A 15826-nucleotide genomic window follows, 5' to 3' on the forward strand; every position below is an offset into this window, starting at 1 on the left:
ACTTGCATGTGTTAAGCACGCCGCCAGCGTTCATCCTGAGCCAGGATCAAACTCTCCGTTGAAAACGAAACAACCAGGCAGATGGAAATAACACCCACCACAGCTGCAAATTTGAAACCAGCTAAAAACACCAAACCACACCACAGGGGCGGCACAGCCTGGCAAATTCAACCAATAAAACAATTGGTATCAACAAACATGGCACACTATTGAGTTCTCAAACAACAGACACACCCGGCACCACCCAAACCAACGTTCAGGATCGCTCCGGAGCAACTTTTCAAACCTACCCGCTGTCCCAGTTCTTGTCAAACCGGCGTCCGCGACCTTCATCAGCTTGAAGCTTGGTTGGTCGGTTTCCGCCTGATTCACTGGATCAGCGCGGAAATAAACTCTACCACCACTTGCTCCGGAAGGCCAACCCGGCACCCGACGCAGCCTCTGCCTGTCCGTTCCAGGCGCAGAAAAGCCCGGAATCCTGCGGATTCCGGGCCTTCCGGTGCAGTCCTTCTGCGGGGTCAGGCAGTGGTCCCCGTGCCCTTTGGCTTCCCAGCCCGGGATTCGACAACTGCCGGTGCACCCGAGGACTTGGCCGGTCCCGGTTTGAAGTACGAAGCGCCGAGCGGGGGCAGGGTGACGGTCAGCGTTGCGGGCTGGCCGTCCTGTCCCTGGTCCTTGGCCTCGAGCACACCGTCATTCAGGACTCCGGAGCCGCCATAGGTGGTGTGGTCCGTGTTCAGCACTTCGGTCCACTCCCCCGCGGCCGGCACACCCAGTGTGTAGCCAACGTGCGGTGCGCCCGAGAAGTTGATCGCGCACACCAGTGGGTTGCCGTCGAGGTCCCAGCGGATGAAGGACAGGACGTTCCGGTCAGCGTCGCCCCCGTTAATCCACTGGAACCCGCCGGGCTCGTTGTCCCGGGTATACAGGGCCGGTGTGGACTTGTACAACTCGTTGAGGTCCTTGGTGAGCAGCTGCAGGCCCTTGTGGGCGGGGATGTCAGCCAACCACCAGTCCAGTCCGTGCTGTTCAGACCATTCAGCTTCCTGGCCGAACTCGGTGCCCATGAAGATCAGCTGCTTGCCGGGGTGTGCCCACTGGTAGGCGAGGAACGCACGCAGGTTGGCGAGCTGCTGCCACCGGTCGCCCGGCATCTTGCGCAGCATCGAGCCCTTGCCGTGCACAACCTCGTCATGGCTGATGGGCAGCAGGAAGTTCTCGGTGAAGGCGTAAACCATGGAGAACGTGACGGTGCCGTGGTGCCACTTGCGGTTGACCGGATCCTCGGAAGCGTATTTCAGGGAGTCGTGCATCCAGCCCATGTTCCACTTGAGGCCGAAGCCCAGGCCGCCGTGGCTGGTGGGTGCCGTGACCCCGGGGAACGCCGTGGATTCTTCCGCGATCATCACTGCGCCCGGGTGGGTCTTGTACACCGTGGCGTTGGCTTCCTGCAGGAAGGAGATGGCTTCCAGGTTTTCCCGGCCGCCGAACCGGTTGGGCTGCCACTGACCGTCCTGGCGGGAGTAGTCCAGGTAGAGCATGGAGGCCACGGCGTCCACGCGGAGCCCGTCGATGTGGAACTCATCGAGCCAGTACAAAGCGTTGGCCACCAGGAAGTTGCGGACCTCTGTCCGGCCGAAGTCGAAGATCAGCGTTCCCCAGTCCGGGTGCTCGCCGAGGTTGGGGTCGGCGTGCTCGTAGAGCGGCTCGCCGTCGAAGCGGGCCAGCGCCCAGTGGTCCTTCGGGAAGTGCGCGGGTACCCAGTCCAGCAGCACACCGATGCCAGCCTGGTGCAGCGTGTCAACCAGGTACCGGAACTCGTCCGGATGGCCGAAGCGTGAGGTGGGCGCAAAGTAGGACGTGACCTGGTAGCCCCAGGACCCGCCGAACGGGTGCTCGGCAACCGGCATGAACTCGACATGGGTGAAGCCCAGCCACTTGACGTACTCCACGAGTTCCTTGGCGAGTTCCCGGTAGCCCAGGCCCAGCTTCCAGGACCCGAGGTGCACCTCGTAGACGCTCATCGCCGAGTTGTGCGGGTCCCGCTTGGCGCGGGCTTCCATCCATTCGTCGTCCTTGAACGCGTAGGACGGTTCCACGACTTTGGAGGCCGTCAACGGCGGGACCTCGGTGCCGAAGGCAAGGGGGTCGGCCTTCTCCACCCAGTGGCCGGACCTGGTGCGGATCTCAAATTTGTAGCACGCCCCTGCTACAACCCCTGGAATGAAGATTTCCCAGATGCCGGACGACCCCAGGGAGCGGAGCGAGTTCTCACGTCCGTCCCAGGCGTTGAAGTCGCCCTTGACGCGGACGGCCTGGGCGTTCGGGGCCCAGACGGCGAAGGAAACGCCGTCGACGTCGCCAAGCGAGGACTTGTAATGCTGGACATGCGCACCCAGCACCTTCCACAGCTTTTCGTGCCGGCCTTCGCTGATCAGGTGCAGGTCCACCTCACCGACGGTGGGCAGGTAGCGGTACGGATCATCCACCGTCACCGGCTTCGCACCGGGGTACGTGACGGACAGCCGGTAGTCCGGCACGTGCCCGCGCTCAAGGGGTTCCAGGACGGCGACCCATACTCCGTGCGCCTCGTGTTCCATGGCGACTTCGCCCGCGGCGGTGATGACGGTGACCGATTCCGCGAGGTGCTTCACGGTGCGGACGGTGACGTGGCCGTAGTCGTCCAGGTGCGCGCCCAGGACGGAGTGCGGTGCGTGGTGTTCACCGTTGGCGATCTTGCCCAGTGTGCCGGAATCCACCTGCAGAGGCACCCCCGGGCGGTCAGTTCGTGCTGAGCCTGTCATTTCGTTACCTTCCGATGCTGCCCCGGCCTGGTCGCCGGCGCTGTTACCGCTCAGGAGCCGCCTGGAGGCGTTCACCGGGATCGCCAGCCAGTCGGGCCTGTTACGCATTTCATAAACTACTTCGTACAGTGCCTTGTCCAGCCACAATGCCACAAACAAGGGTGCATTCCGGTCCACGGTGCCCGGCGTGACGGCAGCGTACCCGGCGAGGAACGCTTCCGTGCAGTCCTCGACCCAGGAGTCGGGCACCTGGGCGCCTTCCTGCTCGCGCTGGGCGGCTCCGGCGGCGTAGTCGAAGGACCGGAGCATGCCGACGACGTCACGCAGCGGGACGTCGGGAACGTTCCGTTCGGCGATGGGGCGCAGGGGCTCGCCCTCGAAGTCGAGGATGGCCCAACGGTCAGGCTGCCCGTCGTGGGCCGGGACCTGCAGGATCTGGCCCAGGTGCAGGTCGCCGTGGATCCGTTGCAGCGGGCCGGCGGGCAGGCCGTCGAGTCCGTCCAGCAGCGCATCGAGCGCCTTGTCGTAAGGCCCGACGGCGGGACCGGCTTCCGTCCAGGCCTGGCGGACCCGCTGGGCTACTGCCGGGCCGATCACCTTGCCGGGTTCGCTTTCGGTTGACTGCCCCAAAGCTGCTGCAAGGCGGTTGTGGACTGTGGCCGTGGCGGCGCCGAGGGCACGCGCTTCCGCCGTGAAATCCGTTCCGGAGCGGGCCGCGTCCACCGCCAGGCGCCAGGCGTCACGCCCGCCGGCCAGGAATTCGTGCACCACGGCCAGCTCGCCCTGGGCGTGGCGGGTACCGTTGTGGTCAGCGGCGGACCTGCCCTGCGCCAGCCATTCCCCCCGGACCCAGCCCAGCGTGGCCGGCACTTCGGCGGTCCCGGCGGACGTCAGCGCGGAGCCCACTTCGATTTCCGGGTTGGTCCCCTCGGACAGCACGCGGAAGAACTTCACGATCGCGGCGGATTCGCCGTCGTCCACTATCACGGAGCTGTTGGATTGCTCTCCGGAGAGAACCTTCACAACTCCCCGGGCGGTGGGAAGGCGGTAGCGGCCGGGCACCTTGAAACCCGTGGCCGTCCCGCTGGCTGCCTTGCTTTCCTGCCGGATCATGTCCAGCCAGCCGGCCACGAAGTCGGGATCGTGCACGGCGTCGTAGACCCAGGGCCGGGACGGGTCGGTCCCCGCCGCCTGGCCCACCAGGGCGCGCTCCATGTCTGCGGCGGGTGCCGGCCGGAAACTCAACGGGACCTGCACCACGGCGGTCCGCCGGCCGCCGTCGGCGTTATGCGTGGTGATGTTGAGCAGGAACACGGACAGGGCGGCGTGCCGCGCCGGGTCGTCGAGGCCCAGGCTGCCTGCCTGGGACATCTCGAAGTCGGGCGACTTGACCGGAAACCAGCGCTGCCTCGGCAGCCATTCCTGCAGCAGCGCGGTCAGGGCGGGGGTGAGGATGGGCTGGTTCATGTCACTCCTCTATCGACAGGATGGGCATGGCCTGGGTGTGGGGCGACGACGGATTGGAAGCCGCAGACCGGACGCGCAGCCAAAAGAAATCGTGGCTGCCCAAGGTCAGCGTCAGCGTGCCGTCGTCATTGATCTCGGGGAACACCTGCCCCCCGAAGACATCTCGCAGCCCGCGCCCGGCATACTCGGGAACCCGCAGGCGGGCCGCGACCGGGTGCTGCGAAAGGTTGAAAGCGCACAGGATGGTTTCCCCATCCAGTCCCGCGGGATTGCCGGCCGGAAGTTCCCGGAGGTAGGCGAGCACGGCGTCGTGGTCGGCAAGTACGTGCTTGAACCGGCCAAGTCCAAACGCGGGATGGTTCTTCCGCACGCTCAGGATCTGCCTGGTCCAGCGCAGCAGGGAGCCCGAGTGCGCGGCCTCGGCCTCCACGTTGGCCATGCTGTAGTTGTAGACCAGTGACTGGATGGGGGGCAGGTAAAGCTTGCCGGGGTCAGCGTGCGAAAAGCCGGCATTCCGGTCCGGGTTCCATTGCATGGGGGTGCGGACGGCGTCGCGGTCCTCAAGCCAGATGTTGTCCCCCATCCCGATTTCGTCCCCGTAATACAGGAACGGGCTGCCGGGCAGGGACAGGAGCAGGGCGTTGATCAGCTCGATCTCGGCCCTTGAATTGTCCAGCAGCGGGGCAAGCCGGCGCCGGATGCCGATATTGGCGCGCATCCTGGGGTCCGGGGCGTACCAGCCCAGCATCGCTGCACGCTCGTCCGCGGTGACCATTTCCAGGGTCAGCTCGTCATGGTTGCGGAGGAAGGTCCCCCATTGGGCGCCCTCAGGAATGTCCGGGGTGTCCTTCATGGTCTCGATGATCGGGGCGGCCTTCTGGTCCCGGAGCGCGTAGTACAGCCGCGGCATGATCGGGAAATGGAATGCCATGTGGCATTCGGGTTCCTCCTCGGTGCCGAAGTACTCCACCACTTCCGTGGGGGGCTGGTTGGCCTCGGCGATGATCACGCGGCCGGGGTAGCTTTCGTCCACCATCGACCGCAGCTTCCTCAGGAACTCATGGGTGGCGGGAAGGTTTTCGCAGTTGGTTCCCTCTTCCTCGTAGAGGTAGGGGATGGCGTCCGCCCGGAACCCGTCGATGCCCTGGTCCAGCCAGAACCGCACCACGTCGAAAAGCGCGTCGACCACTTTGGGGTTTTCGAAGTTCAGGTCCGGCTGGTGGCTGAAAAACCGGTGCCAGAAGAACTGCCGGCGGATGGGGTCGAATGTCCAGTTCGACTCTTCCGTGTCCACGAAGATGATGCGGGCGTCCTGGTACTTTTCGTCGGTATCGCTCCAGACGTAGAAGTCGCCGAACGGCCCCTCAGGGTCCTTGCGTGATTCCTGGAACCACGGGTGCTGGTCCGAGGTGTGGTTCAGCGGGAGGTCGATGATCACGCGCACCCCGCGGGCGTGCGCCTCAGCCACCAGCCGCTTGAAGTCGCTGATCGTGCCGAACTCGTCCAGGACGGAGTTGTAGTCCGAGATGTCGTAACCGCCATCACGGAGCGGGGACTGGAAGAACGGCGGCAGCCACAGGCAGTCCACCCCCAGCCACTGCAGGTAGTCCAACCGGTCGATGAGGCCGGAGAAGTCTCCGGACCCATCGCCGTTGGCGTCCGCAAAAGCCCTGACCAGCACCTCGTAGAACACTGCCTTGCGGTACCACAGCGGATCGTGCTGCAGGCCCGGCGCATTGAGCTCAAACGTGCTCTTCGGCGTGAAGTGCTGGCCGGAACTTTGCGGATTGAAACTCACTGATGCGCTCTCCTGACGCTCAGGATGTGCGCGGGCTCAACATGCGGGTCCAGGCGTACATAGTTGTACTCGCCCCACTCCCAGCTTTCCCCGGAGATGAGGTCGTCCACGAAAAAGCCGCCGCCCCCGGTCAGGTCCTGCGGGTCTAGTTCCAGCGCAGCGAGGTCCAGGGTGACGGTGCATTCCCGGGTGGCATGCGGATCCACGTTGACGACCACGATGAGGGTGTCCTTGGACCCGTCAGGCAGCGTCTTGTGCTTGGAGTAGACCACCGTGGCGTCATCCGTGCTCTGGTGGACCGTCAGGTTCTGCAGGTCCATGAGTGCGGGGTGGTCGCGCCGCAGGTGGTTGAGCCTGGTGATGAACGGCGCGAGGGTTCGGCCGGACTGCCCGGCGGCATCCCAGTCGCGGGCCTTGTACTCGAACTTCTCGTTGTCGATGTACTCCTCAGCACCGGGCCGGGCCACGTGCTCGTACAGTTCGTACCCGGCATAGACGCCCCACAGTGGGCTGGCCGTGGCGGCCAGGACAGCCCGGATCCGGAAGGCCGCGGGGCCGCCGAACTGGAGGTACGGGGTGAGGATGTCCGGGGTGTTGACGAAGAAGTTGGGCCGGAAGAACGCCGCCGACTCGTGGCTGACTTCCTGGAAGTAGTCCTCGATCTCCTTCTTGGTGTTCCGCCACGTGAAGTAGGTGTAGGACTGCTGGAAGCCGGCCCTGCCCAGTGCATGCATCATGGCGGGACGGGTAAAGGCCTCGGCCAGGAACACGACGCCCGGGACCGCTTTTTCAACCTCGGCAATGAGCCATTCCCAGAACCACACCGGCTTGGTGTGCGGGTTATCCACGCGGAAAATCTTTACGCCATGGCTCACCCAGAGCAGGACAATCCGCAGAATTTCATTCGAAAGGCCTTCAGGGTCATTATCGAAATTCAGCGGATAAATGTCCTGGTACTTCTTTGGCGGGTTTTCCGCGTAGGCAATACTGCCGTCAACCCGGGTGGTGAACCATTCGGGATGCTCGGTCACCCATGGGTGGTCCGGGGCGGCCTGCAGTGCCAGGTCCAGTGCGACTTCGAGGCCCAGTTCGTTGGCCCGGGCCACGAATGCGTCGAAGTCCTCGAAGGTGCCGAGGTCGGGGTGGATCGCGTCGTGGCCGCCTTCGGCAGCGCCGATGGCCCACGGCGAACCGGGATCGTTGGGACCGGCCACGAGCGTGTTGTTCGGGCCCTTGCGGTGCTGGACGCCGATCGGATGGATGGGCGGCATGTAGAGGACGTCAAAGCCCATGGCGGCGACAGCGTCCAGCCGTTTGGCGGCGGTGCGGAAATTGCCGGAGGTCCAGGCGCCGGTGGCGTGGTCCTTGACCGCGCCTTCGGACCGGGGAAAGAACTCATACCAGGAGCCGCGGCCGGCACGGTCACGCTCAACCTTCAGCGGGAACTTTTCAGAGACGGTCACCAGTTCCCGGATGGGCTGGTGCGCCACCACGCCGGCAACGTCGGAGCCGAACCCGGCTGCCAGCCGGTCCTCGGTGCTGAGGGATGCGTCGGCCATCCTGTCGGCGGCTCCCCTCAGGACACCCTTGTCCCAGTCACTCCGGAAGTCTTCGCCGGACGCTTCGTACAGCAGTGCCGCGCCTTCGGCGAGCATCAGTTCGACGTCGATGCCGGCGGCGATCTTCACCTCGGCGTTGTGGTGCCACGTGCCGTAGCGGTCGTGCCAGGCTTCGATGACGAAGGACCAGTCTCCGGTTTCCGACGGCGTGAGGATGCCTTCCCAGCGGTCCGTCCCCATTCCGCGTTCCCCCCGCGGCGGGGCAAGCCGCACGCGCTGCCGCTCGGCGCCGGACGGGTCCAGGAGGACGGCGCTGACGCCAAGCTGGTCGTGGCCTTCCCGGAAGCAGGTGGCACCCACAACGATCGCTTCGCCCGGCAGGGCCTTGGCAGGGAACTTTCCACCCTCGACGACGGGCTGCACGGCAGTGATCGGAAAACGTCCGAACCGCAGCCCCCCGGTGATGAGTCCCTTTGGCTTTTCTTCTGTTACGGCACTGGTTCCTGAGTTAGTCGTCACAGGCTCGACGTTAGCGATAAATGGCGAAGATTGCTAAGGATGCTCACTAATTTCGTTGCGCCGCGCCTCATTCCGGACACGCCCTTGTCATTTACCCAAAAGAAACCCAAAGCTGGTTCCGGCTGCCCATGTTGTCCGTTAGTGTGACGCAGGTGAAGGCAATCCGCAGGTTTACGGTCCGTACAGTCCTCCCTGAGCCCATCCGGCCGCTGGCGCGGCTGGCAAGCAATTTGCGCTGGTCCTGGCACCGCCCCACCCGGGAGTTGTTCGCTGGCCTCAACCCTCGCATCTGGGAGGAAAGCGAGCAGGACCCGGTCAGTTTCCTGGGCATGGTCAGCCGGGAGGAACTCCAGCAGCTGGCCGCCGACCGGTCGGTGGTCGAGCGTGTTCGCGCCGCCGAGGAGGACCTCGACCGGTACCTCGAAGAGCCGCGCTGGTACCAGGGCCTGGGCCCGGACGCGCCGGAATCCATCGCGTACTTCTCCCCCGAGTTCGGCATCACCGAAGTCCTCCCCCAGTACTCCGGCGGCCTGGGCATCCTGGCCGGCGACCACCTGAAGGCCGCCTCTGACCTGGGTGTCCCCCTGGTGGGTGTCGGCCTGCTCTACCAGGCCGGCTACTTCAAGCAGTCCCTCTCCCGCGACGCCTGGCAGCAGGAAACCTACCCCGTCCTCGATCCGGACGGCTTGCCCCTGACGCTGCTCCGCGAGCCCTCGCGGGACGGGAACGGGAAGCCCCTGCAGATCACCCTGCCGCTGCCCAACGGCCGGCGCCTGCTGGCGCACATCTGGCGTGCCGACGTCGGACGCGTGCCCCTGCTGCTCCTTGACTCCAACGTGCCCGGCAACGATGACGCGGCCCGCAGCATCACCGACCGTTTGTATGGCGGGGGCGGCGATCACCGGCTGCAGCAGGAACTGCTGCTGGGCATGGGCGGCGTGAAGGCGCTGCGCGCCTACCAGCAGCTCACCGGTGCGCCCGCACCTGAGGTGTTCCACACCAACGAAGGCCACGCAGGATTCCTGGGCATCGAACGTATCCAGGAACTCATGAGCGGTGACCAGGCCCTGACCTTCGACGAGGCGCTGGCAGCCGGGAGGGCGTCCACCGTCTTCACCACGCACACCCCCGTCCCGGCTGGCATCGACCGCTTCGAGATCAGCCAGATCAGCCATTTCTTCCAGGCTGGCCTGGCTCCGGCCGTGCCGGTGGACCGCATCCTGGAACTGGGCCGCGAGAACTATGCCGACGGCAACCCCGCGGTGTTCAACATGGCGGTGATGGGCCTGCGCCTGGCACAGCGCGCGAACGGCGTGGCGAAACTCCACGGCGAGGTGTCCCGGGGCATGTTCTCCGCCCTGTGGCCGGGCTTTGACCATTCGGAGGTACCGATCACCTCGGTCACCAACGGCGTGCACGTCCCCACCTGGGTGGACAGCCGGATCGCCAAGCTGGCCCGTGACCAGTTCGGCAGCGAGGCCGAAGCGCTGGGTAAATGGGACCTGGCGTACAACGTCAGCGACGCCGACGTCTGGGCATTGCGCCGGGAGATGCGGTCCGCGCTGGTGGACGATGTCCGGCGCCGGCTGCGTGCCGCCTGGAAGAAGCGCGGCGCCGCTGACGCCGAACTGGGCTGGACGGACAACGTCCTGGACCCTGACGTCCTGACCATCGGTTTCGCCCGGCGCGTCCCCACCTACAAGCGGCTGACCCTCATGCTGCGCGAACCGGAGCGGCTCAAGGCACTCCTGCTGCACAAGGACCATCCCATCCAGCTGGTCATCGCCGGCAAGTCCCACCCGGCGGACGACGCCGGCAAGAAGATGATCCAGGACCTGGTCCGGTTCACCGACGATCCCGAGGTCCGGCACCGGATCGCCTTCCTGCCCAACTACGACATCGCGATGGCGCGGACCCTGTTCCCCGGCTGCGACGTCTGGCTCAACAATCCGCTGCGTCCGCTGGAGGCCTGCGGCACGTCCGGCATGAAGGCGGCACTGAACGGGTCCCTGAACCTGTCCGTCCTGGACGGCTGGTGGGATGAAATGTACGACGGCGAGAACGGCTGGGCCATTCCCACTGCCAACAACGGCGCCTCCCCGGAGGAACGTGACGACATCGAAGCCGCCGCCCTGTACGAGCTCCTCGAAACCCAGGTGGCGCCGCGGTTCTACGGCAGCACGGTCTCGGAAGCCGCGGGCGCGGCAGGGCCTTCGACGTCGGCTGCCGAGAAGGTGCCAACGCACTGGGTGTCCATGATCAAGCACACCCTGGCCCACCTGGGCCCGGCGGTTTCCGCTGAGCGCATGCTCCGGGACTACGTGAACATGCTCTACCGCCCGGCCGCGGAGGCCGGACGCAACGCCATCGCACACTCGTACTCCCAGGCCCGCTCGCTGGCCTCGTGGTCCGCGAAGGTCCGCGCCGCCTGGCCGCAGGTCCACGTGGAGCACGTCGACTCGGTGGGCGTGTCCGAGGACCCGCAGATCGGCGACACCCTGCAGGTAAACGCCTATGTGGCCCTGAACAGCCTCACCCCGGAGGACGTCTTCGTGGAGGTGGCCTACGGCCGGGCCGAGGAAAACGACACGCTGGCGGACATCACGCTGATGGAACTGCAGGTGAAGGAGGACCTGGGCAGCGGACGGCACCTGTTCAGCGGTTCGCTGGTCATCGACAGGTCCGGGCCGTTCGGCTACACGGTCCGTGTCCTGCCCCGGCACGAGGCCCTGGCCTCCAAGGCGGAACTGGGCCTGATCGTCAACGCTTAGGCCCAGGGTTCCGCGGGTAAGGGTCCTGGCAGGCAGCCAAACCGTACGCAGGAGGACCCCATGACCGAACGCACAGTCTCCGACGTGATCGTGGACCGGCTCACCGCGTGGGGCGTGAACCGGGTCTTCGGCTACAGCGGCGACGGGATCAACGGTTTTATGGGGGCGCTCCGGCGGGCCGGCGGACGCGTTGAGTTCGTGCAGGCCCGGCACGAGGAAACCGCGGCGTTCATGGCCGTGGGCCACGCCAAGTACACCGGCGGCGTGGGGGTGGTGACCTCCACGCAGGGCCCCGGGGCGGTCCATCTCCTCAACGGCCTGTACGACGCCAAGCTCGACGGCGTGCCGGTGGTGGCGATCGTCGGGCAGCAGAGCCGGACCGTGCTCGGCTCCGCCTATATGCAGGAGATCGACCTGGGCGCGCTTTTCAAGGACGTCGCCTCCCAGTTCGTGCAACTGGTCAGCGCCCCGGAGCAGGTGCCGATGGTCCTGGACCGGGCGTTCCGCACCGCCAAAGCCACCTCCTCGCCGTGCGTGGTGATCGTTCCGCATGATATCCAGTCGGAGCCGGCGCCGAAGCTGGAGCAGGAACATGGCATCGTGGTGACCGCACCCTCGTGGAGCGCGGCCGCCAAAACGCCGCGGGAGGACGACCTGGAGGCAGCCGCCGCCCTCCTGAATTCCGCTGAAAAGGTCGCCCTGCTGGTTGGGCAGGGCGCACGGAACGCCTTCGCGGAAGTGGTGGCCGTGGCGGAAAAGCTCGGTGCCGGTATTGCCACGAGCCTGCTGGGAAAGCCCTATGTGGACGAGACGCTGCCCTTTGCCGTCGGGACCATGGGCCACCTGGGCAGCACCGCCAGTGCCCACCTGCTGGGCAACTGCGACGCCCTCCTGATCGTGGGCTCCAACGACCCCTGGACCGAGTTCTATCCGCCGCCCGGTGCGGCGCGGGCCGTCCAGATCGACATTGACGAAAAGAAGATCGGCAACCGCTACCCCGTGGAGGTGGGCCTGGCCGGTGACGCCGCCTCCGCCCTCGCCGCACTGGACCGCAGGCTTGAGCACAGGCAGCGCAGGGAGTGGCGCTCCGCCGTCGAACACGAAGTGAGCCGCTCGCGGATCCTCGCCGCCGACCGTGCCGCCGTGCCCGCCGAGCCCGTCAACCCGGAGCGCGTTGTCCGGGAGCTCAACGGCCGGCTGCCGGACAACGCCCAGGTGAGCGTCGACGTCGGAAGCTGCGTGTACTGGTATGCCCGCCAGCTGGTGCTGCCCCCGGGCGTCCCGGCGCATCTTTCCGGAACCCTGGCCAGCATGGGCTGCTCCATTCCCTACGGCATTGCCGCCAAGCTCGCGCACCCGGACCGGCCCCTGGTGGCCCTGGCCGGGGACGGCGCCATGCAGATGGCGGGGGTGGCGGAACTGGCCACGGTGGCGCACCGCTGGCGGCAGTGGGAGGACCCGCGGTTCGTCATCTGCGTCTTCAACAACCGGGAGCTGACGGAAGTCACCTGGGAGCAGCGCGAGTCCGAGGGTGAACCTCGGTTCGCAGCCAGCCAGGAACTGCCCGACTTCCCGTTTGCCGGCTACGCCGAACTGCTGGGCCTCGGCGGCATCCGCGTTGAGGATCCGGACCTCCTGGGCGAGGCCTGGGACCAGGCGTTCGCAGCGGACCGCCCTGTGGTGATCGAGGTGCTGACGGACCCGGAGATCCCCCTCCTGCCCCCGTTCCCTGCCGGGAAGGAGAAGGCCCGGACCATGCGCAAGGGCCTGGCCGCAGAGGACGACGGCCACGCACGTGCCCTTCTGGACACATACGTCTCGCAGGAGGAGCGTCCTGGAGGATAACCGCGGCGGCTAAAACAGGATGGCGGTGACCGCCAGGTCCTTGCCCGCATACCGTTCGGCATCCTGAAGGATTTCGCAGATGACAGCGAAGGACCGGTCGCCGCGGAACGGGGCCGCGACCTGCCACAGCACGGTGACCGGGGGGTTGCCCCCGTCGCTGATGGCGTCCGCGAAGTCGTGGAGCGAGTCGTTCAGGGCATCAAGGTTGACCCCGTAGTGCTCGGGAAAGCTGAGGACTTCGCCGAAGGTTTCCAGGACGTCCCGTTTACTGTCCGCGGGCGGGATCACAAGGCATCGCCGGCCGGCGTCGGCCACCTGTTCCTGCAGTTCCTCCAGGGTCCAGGTGTCGCCGGAGTAGATCTTCATGGTGGTGCTAGCTGCCTTCCGCTATGAACCTGAACGATTCGTAATGGTCATCGGTGTAGTACTTTTCGCCGCCGTCACCGGCCACGATCCTGCGGGCTCCCCGGTCCCGCTCCCCCGGAGTGGGCACCGTGTACTCGCGGTAGTACCCTCTGTCCCGCCGCGGCAGGATGCGTTCAAAGTTGCCGAAGGCCTGGTCGTCCTGGCTGTACTGGAAAGGTCCGCCGGCCCGGATCAGCGCAAGTACCCGGCGCCCTTCGGCGGGAAGGCTGGACTCCGGGATGGACGGCAGCCCGGACGGGTTTTCCACTGCTTCAACGGGCCTGGCCGGATCCGTGCCGGCGGGCGCTGTCCCGGGCGTGGCCTGGGCGTTTGGCCCCGGGAGCGGCGGCGCGCTGGAAGCCGGCGCCGGCGTCGTGGTTTCCGTCGGCCTGCCCAGCAGGCCAGGCCCGCCAAAGAACACCAGGGCCAGCACCACCAGCGCGCCGAGCAGCAGGGAAAGGGTGGAGCGGTTCCGCACTGTGCCCCTGCCTTAGATCCGGTAGATGCTGATCGAGTTGCCTTCCACCAGGTCCGTTTCGCCGGAGGCCACAACCAGGCCCTGCCGCAGCTCGTGCAGCGGCGAGGTGGTCAGGCGCAGCTCGAATTTCCGGCGGGACGTTCCTGTCGCGGGAACGCGCGGCAGCGTGATCTGGATGTCCGAAGTTCCCCCGTTCACCACTATGAGCCCGGCCAGGCCGCCGTTGTCGGAGCCGAGCAGGAGCTGCACTACACGGTGCCGTGGGTCGTTCCAGCGTTCCGTGGACATCGGGTGGCCGTCCTGGTCGAACCAGTAGAGGTAGGACTGTTCGTCGCGCACCGGGAAATCGTGGGGCTGGGCTGCCAGGAATTCCTTGCGCAGGCGGATGTACCGTTTGGTGCTGCGCAGCATCTCATGCGATTCCTGTGTCCGGGTCCAGTCCACCCAGGTGAGGGCGTTGTCCTGGCAGTAGGCGTTGTTGTTGCCCTGCTGAGTCCGGGCCAGTTCGTCCCCGGCGGTGATCATGGGGATGCCAAGGGAGATCAGGAGCGAGGCCATCATGTTGCGGCGCGACTGGGCGCGTTTGGCCAGGATGCCGCCGTTCTCGGTGGAGCCTTCCACGCCGTGGTTGTAGCTGCGGTTGTCACCGTGGCCGTCCCGGTTTTGTTCACCGTTGGCCTCGTTGTGTTTCCGGTCGTAGGAGACAAGGTCGTTCAGGGTGAAGCCGTCGTGGGCGGTGATGTAGTTGACGGAGGCCAGCCGGGAACGGCCGGAGGCCTGGAAGAGGGCGGCGGAACCGGACAGCGAATCCGCCAGTTTGGCTACCGAGCCGCCCTGGCCGCCGTTGTCGAGGGCTGCCCGGTCGCCCAGCCAAAAGGAACGGAGCGCGTCGCGGAAGTGGTCGTTCCAGTCGACCCAGCCCTTGGGGAAGCGCCCGGTCTGCCAGCCGCCGTATCCGACGTCCCACGGTTCGGCGATGAGTTTCACGTCGGACAGGAGGGGGTCTGCGGCGATGGCCACCAGGAAGGGGTGCCGCGGGTCGAAGTCGTTGGCGGCGTTGCGGCAAAGGGTAACGGCAAGGTCGAACCGGAAGCCGTCGATGTGGAATTCGTCCACCCAGTACCGGAGGGAATCCAGCACCAGCTGGATGACGCGCGGTTCAGCGAAATTGAGGCTGTTGCCGCAGCCGGTGGTGTCCACATACCTGCCGTGCCCGTCAGTGCGGTAGTAAGTGTTCTCGCCCAGCCCGCGGAAGCTTACGGTCTGCCCGTCGGGGCCGCCCTCGGCGGTGTGGTTGTAGACGACATCCAGGATGACTTCCAGCCCGGCGGCGTGCAGCTGCTTGACCATGTCCTTGAACTCGTCCTGCACCGCCTGCGGCCCGGCTTCCCGTGCGGCGCGGGTGGCGTACGCGGGGTGCGGAGCGAAGAAGGCCGCGGTGTTGTAGCCCCAGTAGTTGGTCAGCCCCAGGTCCTGCAGGTGTGGCTCGTCCAGGTGGAAGTGCACCGGCAACAACTGGACAGCTGTGATGCCCAGCCCTTGGAGGTGTTCGATGACGGCCGGGTGTGCCATGCCCGCATAGGTGCCACGCAGCTCCGGCGGCACATCCGGGTGCAGCTTGGTCTGTCCCCGGACGTGGGCTTCATAGATGATGCTGTCGCGCCACGGCAGCCGCAGCCGTTTGTCGCTGCCCCAGTCGAAACCGGGGGCCACGCGCACGCTGGTGAGCAGGCCGTCCCGCTGGTCAACGGCGCGGCCGTACGGGTCCAGCAGCAGCGGCTGCCCGCCGTCGGCCTCGCCTTCGCTGCTGCCGACGTCGCTGGTGGGCACTGCCACCGGGAGCGACTGCTCCGCTGCCGCGGGCCGGAACCCGTACCGCGACCCGAAAGGAAGGTCCTCCACGATGCCGTGGTGCACACCATTGGTGACGTTGGGCAGCGCCTGGACGCGCCAGTCCCCGCCCGGGGCAATGTACGCAATTTCGAGGTTTTGCACGCCCGGGGCGAAGCAGGCCACGTTGGCCCGGCGCCCGGCCAGGTGCCGCAGGCCGCCTGAATCAGCGCGCGGAACGCTGACACCGAGTGGAGCTGCCGTGGAGGCGTCCATGGTGGAGTCGGTGTCAAAGAGCGGCATGACCATCACCTAAATAGTAGCCGCCACCAGCTTGTCACCTGCGCGGA

General features: G+C 66.3%; 8 protein-coding genes and 1 rRNA gene. 2 read left to right on the forward strand and 7 right to left on the reverse strand.

The genetic code is table 11. The annotated features are described in order from the left end of the window. The 4 genes from ACYQ1Z_RS09470 to ACYQ1Z_RS09485 form a co-directional block, all read right to left on the reverse strand. Window positions 1-62, reverse strand: a 16S ribosomal RNA gene (locus ACYQ1Z_RS09470); the annotation flags it as partial. A gap of 456 nt (window positions 63-518) precedes the next feature. Further along, window positions 519-4271, reverse strand: a complete 3753-nt coding sequence (locus ACYQ1Z_RS09475; protein ID WP_459792266.1) for a 1,4-alpha-glucan branching enzyme — start codon at window positions 4269-4271, stop codon at window positions 519-521. A gap of 1 nt (window position 4272) precedes the next feature. After that, window positions 4273-6069, reverse strand: a complete 1797-nt coding sequence (treS, locus tag ACYQ1Z_RS09480; protein WP_459792267.1) for a maltose alpha-D-glucosyltransferase — start codon at window positions 6067-6069, stop codon at window positions 4273-4275. Further along, on the reverse strand, window positions 6066-8147 hold the full coding sequence (locus ACYQ1Z_RS09485) for an alpha-1,4-glucan--maltose-1-phosphate maltosyltransferase (RefSeq protein WP_459792268.1): 2082 nt from the start codon (window positions 8145-8147) through the stop codon (window positions 6066-6068). Before ACYQ1Z_RS09485 ends, treS begins: the two co-directional genes overlap by 4 nt. 152 nt (window positions 8148-8299) lie before the next feature. On the opposite strand from ACYQ1Z_RS09485, the gene glgP reads away from it, so the two are divergent. Both glgP and ACYQ1Z_RS09495 read left to right on the forward strand, forming a co-directional pair. After that, window positions 8300-10918, forward strand: coding sequence for an alpha-glucan family phosphorylase (gene glgP / locus ACYQ1Z_RS09490; RefSeq protein WP_459792269.1), 2619 nt, complete (start codon window positions 8300-8302; stop codon window positions 10916-10918). A gap of 60 nt (window positions 10919-10978) precedes the next feature. Further along, window positions 10979-12763, forward strand: a complete 1785-nt coding sequence (locus ACYQ1Z_RS09495; RefSeq protein ID WP_459792270.1) for a thiamine pyrophosphate-requiring protein — start codon at window positions 10979-10981, stop codon at window positions 12761-12763. 9 nt (window positions 12764-12772) lie between these two features. On the opposite strand, the gene ACYQ1Z_RS09500 is transcribed toward ACYQ1Z_RS09495, so the two are convergent. The 3 genes from ACYQ1Z_RS09500 to glgX are packed head-to-tail and all read right to left on the reverse strand — an operon-like array spanning window position 12773 to window position 15785. Next, window positions 12773-13129: a barstar family protein gene (locus tag ACYQ1Z_RS09500; protein WP_459792271.1), complete on the reverse strand. Its 357-nt coding sequence runs from the start codon at window positions 13127-13129 to the stop codon at window positions 12773-12775. Between the two features lie 7 nt (window positions 13130-13136). Beyond that, window positions 13137-13646, reverse strand: coding sequence for a guanyl-specific ribonuclease (locus ACYQ1Z_RS09505; RefSeq protein WP_459792272.1), 510 nt, complete (start codon window positions 13644-13646; stop codon window positions 13137-13139). Window positions 13647-13658: 12 nt separating this feature from the next. Continuing rightward, the gene (gene glgX, locus ACYQ1Z_RS09510; RefSeq protein ID WP_459792273.1) at window positions 13659-15785 is read right to left on the reverse strand and encodes a glycogen debranching protein GlgX; all 2127 of its coding nucleotides are present in this window, start codon (window positions 15783-15785) and stop codon (window positions 13659-13661) included. Between the last annotated feature and the right edge of the window lie 41 nt (window positions 15786-15826).

Source organism: Arthrobacter sp. AD-310 (assembly GCF_054656615.1).

Bases quoted from the DNA above. Each gene is read 5' to 3' on its own strand.
- ACYQ1Z_RS09500 (WP_459792271.1), bottom strand. From the start codon at position 13,129: ATGAAGATCTACTCCGGCGACACCTGGACCCTGGAGGAACTGCAGGAA.
- ACYQ1Z_RS09495 (WP_459792270.1), top strand. From the start codon at position 10,979: ATGACCGAACGCACAGTCTCCGACGTGATCGTGGACCGGCTCACCGCG.
- glgX (WP_459792273.1), bottom strand. From the start codon at position 15,785: ATGGTCATGCCGCTCTTTGACACCGACTCCACCATGGACGCCTCCACG.
- ACYQ1Z_RS09475 (WP_459792266.1), bottom strand. From the start codon at position 4,271: ATGAACCAGCCCATCCTCACCCCCGCCCTGACCGCGCTGCTGCAGGAA.